Genomic DNA, 3,444 nt, shown 5'->3' with positions numbered 1-3,444 from the left:
TCGCGGTGATCGCTGACATCGTCGGATCCCAGCGCCTTGCCGACCGGGATGCTGCGCAGCGCGAGCTGGAGGCGACGATTGCGCGCGTCCACGCCGAACGGCCGACGGCGCTCGTGCCGCTGACGGCGACCTTCGCTGACGAACTCCAGGCGGTCTTCGCGGAGTTGGATCACGCGCTTGCGTGGCTGCTGCTGCTTCAGCTCGCGCTTCCCGAAGAGATCGAACTGCGCTTCGGGATCGGCATCGGCGCCGTGGGGGCCGTCTCGTCTGCAACCGGTCACATCTCCGACGGTCCCGGTTGGTGGTCAGCCCGGGACGCGGTCGAGGCCGTGCACCGGCTTCAGGATCGTGCCGTACCGCGCGCCCGGACGCGCGTTGTCGCAGCTCCGGGGGAGGATGCCGCCATGGCCGAGCGCGTCCGATCCGTCAACGCATACCTGCTTGTCCGCGATGAGATCGTCGGCGCGATGTCGCCGCGCACACGCCGCCTCGCCTACGGCCGCTGCCTTGGCCGCACACAACACGACCTCGCCGCACAGGAGGGGATCACGCAGTCGGCGGTCTCCCAGGCACTCGCCACCGGCGGTGCCGCAGGACTTGTTGCGGGATTCCAGATCCTGGACGGCGCGTCCGGATGATCGCCGCAGGCATTGTCCTCCTGGCGGTCGGCTGCCTCGACCTCACGCGGCGTTCGCTGATCGGGGTGTTTCGCGCCGTTGTTCTGGCGGTGCTCGGAGTGGCCCTTCTCGTCGCCTCGGCGGGCGCGGATGCCGCGGTCTGGAGCTTCGTTGCCGCCGGCGTAGCGGCGGTCTGGGCGCTGGCTACCCCGGATCGACGTGGCGGGCGTGCCGGCTTCTGGCCCGTCGCCCTCGTGGTGGCTGTCGCTGCCCTCTCCGTCGCGCTCCTGGGCGTCCGAGAAGACCAGGGGCCGCTTGGTGAGGTGTGGCCCTCCGGCTCGCCGCTCGGCGCAGTGAGCCTGGACGTCGCCGTCCTGGTCGTCGGCGCGCTCGTCTTCCTGCTCGAATCGGGCAATGTGATCGTGCGGATCGCGCTTCGGGACGGTGACGTGCCCGTAGAAGAACGTGCGTCCACACTCAAGGGCGGACGACTCATCGGTCCGATCGAGCGTGTGCTCGTCTTCGCACTCACTCTCACGGGCGCGTTCACGCTCCTGGCCGCGGTGCTCGCAGCGAAGGGGATCGTCCGCTTTCCTGAGATCTCTCGGGACGGAGAGGGCGGCATCCGCGCCGAGTACTTCCTCATCGGGAGCCTCGTGAGCTGGACGACCGCCCTCGCGGTGGCTTTCCTCGTCTGGTGGGGGAGCTCGATCTGACTCCCCGGTCAGCAGTGGGCGCGCTGCTAGCCTGAGAATCGTGGCAGAACTGACGACCGATTCCCCCGTCCGCGCGTTGGAGCCGGTGAATGATCCTTCGTTCGAATCGGTGTGGGACGAGATCGTCTGGCGCGGTCTGGTGCATGTATCCACCGATCAGGAGGCCTTGCGCGAGCTGCTGGGGGGCGAGCCGATCACGTACTACTGCGGGTTCGACCCGACCGCACCGAGCCTGCACCTGGGAAACCTCGTGCAGCTGCTGTTGCTGCGCCGTCTGCAGCTTGCCGGCCATCGCCCCCTGGGACTTGTCGGCGGGTCGACGGGGCTTATCGGCGATCCGCGACCGACTGCCGAGCGCACGTTGAACACGCCGGAGACCGTGCAGGAGTGGGTGACGCGGCTGCGCGCGCAGGTCGAGAAGTTCCTCAGTTTCGAGGGCGAGAACGCTGCCCGCATCGTCAACAACCTCGACTGGACCGCGCCGCTGTCGGCAATCGACTTCCTGCGGGAGATCGGCAAGCACTACCGGGTCGGCACGATGCTGAAGAAGGATGCCGTCAGTGCCCGACTGAACTCCGAGGCAGGAATCAGCTACACAGAGTTCAGCTACCAGATCCTGCAGGGAATGGACTTCCTGGAGCTCTACCGCACCTATGGGTGCGTGCTGCAGACCGGCGGCAGCGACCAGTGGGGCAACCTCACCAGCGGTGTGGATCTCGTCCACCATGTCGAGCATGTGGGAGTTCACGCGATCGGGACGCCGCTGATCACCAACAGCGACGGCACGAAGTTCGGCAAGAGCGAGGGCAATGCGATCTGGCTGGATGCCGCGATGTGCTCTCCGTACCGGATGTACCAGTTCTGGCTCAACACGGACGACGCCGACGTCATCACGCGGATGAAGATCTTCACGTTCCTCACCCGCGAAGAGATCGAGGAGTACGAGCGACTCGTTGCGGTGGAGCCCTACCGCCGGGCAGCGCAGCGGCGGCTCGCTCTCGAGGTGACGACGACCGTGCATGGCGCAGAGGCGACGGCGGGAGTGATCGCCGCCTCCGAGGCCTTGTTCGGGCAGGGTGATCTCACATCCCTGGATGCCGAGGTCCTTCGCACCGCGCTGGAGGAGTTACCGCACGTGCAGGGGACGGTGGAGATGACCGTCGTCGAGGCGCTCGTCGCAACTGGACTTGTCACCAGCCTCTCCGAGGCTCGCCGTGCTGTCGCGCAGGGCGGAGTGTCGCTCGACGGCAACCGTGTCGACGACGACGGTGCCCTGGTCACGGGCGGGCTGCCCGGGGGAGTGTCGGTGCTGCGCCGCGGAAAGAAGACGCTGGCCGGCGTCTTCATCGACCCGCGTAAATCCGCGTGATGCGGCGCGACACGCCCGGGATGCGGCCAGGATTTGTCACGTTGTTCACATCCGCGTAATGTCTTACTTGTTCGCCCCAAAGGAGCGCGGTGAGGCTGAGAGCCTCCCCTCCTCAAGCAGTGAACCACCCCCCAACATCAAGACTCCTTGTGAGTCGCAGACCTCCGGGTCTACGATGGGGGATCCGCTCTTCGCGGTGGTCTTGTCGACCGCTCGAGCGAGTCTGAGACTCGCCGGACGCCGATTTGACAGCCACGGAGAAACGGATAAGATAGAGAAGTTGCCCTGCGGGGAGGTCGAGAGACCGAAAGCAGGAGCATCCGATCCTTGAGAACTCAACAGCGTGCACTTGTCAAATGCCAAAAAACCTCGATTCAGCTTCGGCTGAATGAGATTCCTTTGGATCAAAGTCCGGCACTTCGGTGCCGGCAACGGATAGTCAGCAATGACATCCCTTTGGTCAGATCAAACTCGCTGCTTCAGTCAATTTCCGGCTGATCGCAGCAAATTTCTTTCACGGAGAGTTTGATCCTGGCTCAGGATGAACGCTGGCGGCGTGCTTAACACATGCAAGTCGAACGGTGAAGCAGAGCTTGCTCTGTGGATCAGTGGCGAACGGGTGAGTAACACGTGAGCAATCTGCCCCTGACTCTGGGATAAGCGCTGGAAACGGCGTCTAATACCGGATACGAGCTGCGAAGGCATCTTCAGCAGCTGGAAAGAATTTCGGTCAGGGATGAGC

Annotated in this window: 3 protein-coding genes and 1 rRNA gene; all 4 read left to right on the top strand. The window is 64.9% G+C overall.

Translation table 11 applies throughout. The annotated features are described in order from the left end of the window. Positions 1–638, top strand: a 638-nt coding sequence (locus Q1V87_RS00800; protein ID WP_300590441.1) for a SatD family protein, incomplete at its 5' end; no start/stop codon positions are given. Further along, positions 635–1,333, top strand: a complete 699-nt coding sequence (locus tag Q1V87_RS00795; RefSeq protein WP_300590440.1) for a hypothetical protein — start codon at positions 635–637, stop codon at positions 1,331–1,333. The genes Q1V87_RS00800 and Q1V87_RS00795, both read left to right, overlap by 4 nt. 40 nt (positions 1,334–1,373) lie before the next feature. Beyond that, positions 1,374–2,702: a tyrosine--tRNA ligase gene (tyrS, locus tag Q1V87_RS00790; RefSeq protein ID WP_300590439.1), complete on the top strand. Its 1,329-nt coding sequence runs from the start codon at positions 1,374–1,376 to the stop codon at positions 2,700–2,702. 513 nt (positions 2,703–3,215) lie between these two features. After that, positions 3,216–3,444 (top strand): 16S ribosomal RNA (locus Q1V87_RS00785); the annotation flags it as partial.

Source organism: Microbacterium sp. (assembly GCF_030149085.1).
Lineage (GTDB): Bacteria > Actinomycetota > Actinomycetes > Actinomycetales > Microbacteriaceae > Microbacterium.
Note: the sequence above shows the minus strand (reverse complement) of the source record. Positions and strands in the feature narration are given on the sequence as shown.